This is a genomic window from Abditibacteriota bacterium (assembly GCA_017552965.1).
Lineage (GTDB): Bacteria > Armatimonadota > UBA5829 > UBA5829 > UBA5829 > RGIG7931.
This window is the reverse complement of sequence record JAFZNQ010000075.1, coordinates 1-1,690: the sequence shown is the minus strand read 5'-3', so window position 1 is coordinate 1,690 and position 1,690 is coordinate 1. Positions and strand designations below refer to the sequence as shown.

The following is a 1,690-nucleotide window of genomic DNA, read 5'->3' as shown; positions in this document are numbered from 1 at the left end:
TGACCGCCTGGCTGGACGGCCGGATCCGCTCCCGGATCCCCTGCGGTCCCATGAAGGAGAGCGGCAACAATCTGAACTTTGGCAACGGCCTGAAGGGCTGCCTGATAAAGGACATGAAGCTCTACAACTACGCCGTGACCGAGGCCGAAGCCCGGCGCCTGAGCCGCGCCAAATAAGCCGGTGACACAATTAATAAAGGACATGGAATCATGACACACACTTTATCAGCCTCGGTGTATGACTTTGACGGCACCATATCCTGCGAGACTCTGGAGGCCTATCTCTCCAAAGCGCTATTGATGAGCGGCATGTGCAACGAAGGCGACCCGTATCTGGAAGAGAACCTGCGGGCCGTAGCCAACGTGAAGCCCAAGTATATCGGCAGGGCGGCCCTGGCCTGGATATGCCCCGCAGACGACGAGGTCCACTTTGCTTCGGTCCGGGCGGTGGCGGAAAGGATACACGCCATAGACCCGGATATCATACTGCAGGCCTGCGTGTTTGAAGCGGTGTTTTCCTGCAAGAGACCGGAAGCCATAAAGTCCGGCAGGCCCGCCGGGGTAGAAAACATCCCCATCCCCGCCTGGGTCTTCGAGGCCTTCGGCCTGCCGGCGGAGGAACGCAATTTTGACTATGAGGCCATGCTGTTCCCCGACGGCACTCACCGCGGCCAGTGGGGAGGGGGCGGCTCCGTGCCCGACGTGACACAGCAGGAGACCCAGCTGTGGTTCTATTACAGGGCCCGGCGCTACATAGACGCCGGCTACGAATCCATCCATTTCGGCCAGGCGGACCTGGTGGGCCGGGACGACAAGGGGCGCAAGGTGTGGACAAAGCTGCTCTCCATGGTGCGGGAATACGCCCGGGAGCACGCCCGCAGGCACTACGTGCTGTGCGACGCCCACTTCTTCGCTCCCAACGCCAAGGTGGGAGACAAATATCTGTGGGACTTTTTCGCCTTCCCCATCAGGGCAGTGAGCGGCGAGAAGCCCTTCGAGGCCTATTTTGCCTTCGGCCACGGGGACGCCGGCTACGGGACCATGCCTACGGGGATACACCCGGCAGGCTGGAAGTGCGACGTGATCCCCCAGCTCTATGAAGTGGACAACTTCTTCAGCGGCATCGACTCGAAGCCCTTCCACCACGTGTGGGGCACCGACGAGATCAGCTGGTTCGCCAACTGCTCCGAGGAATACCGCAACAGCTGGCTGGTTTACGCTGCGGACTGGCTGAAGGCAAACGTGCCCCGGGGCTATATGTCCATGCCCGGCGTCCGCACCGCCACAGTGCCTCTGGGCAGCCCCCGGCAGTTCCATTATTACCGTTTCAACAACAAAAGCGAGGCCTGCCCCAACGGCTTCAACCAGGAGGACACGGTGAAGGAGATCTTAGCCCGCCCCTTTGAATGGCTCCCCCTGGGCAGCGTGAAGCCCGAAAAGACCGGACGGAGAGAGCTGCTGGGCTTCAAGCCGGGCAAGGCCACGCTGGACGAGACCTTTGACGCGCCTTATTTCTCGCCCAACACCATATACACCGACGAAGGCCTCGGGCTCCTCTACAGGGCCTACGGAGCCTTCAGCCCCGCCGACACGGCGGCGGCAGCCAAAAAGGAAATAGAGGAAAAGGGAGTGCCCCGAAGGGAGCCCTGGTGACAGAAGAAGGCCTGAGCTTTACGGGCAGCCAGACCCTG

General features: G+C 61.4%; 1 protein-coding gene. It reads left to right on the top strand.

Annotated features, from left to right (window positions below; all coding sequences use genetic code 11):
• Window positions 1-209: 209 nt before the first annotated feature.
• A complete protein-coding gene (locus IK083_06640; protein ID MBR4749229.1) occupies window positions 210-1,652 on the top strand; it encodes a hypothetical protein in 1,443 nt (480 codons plus the stop codon).
• The last annotated feature ends 38 nt before the right edge of the window (window positions 1,653-1,690 follow it).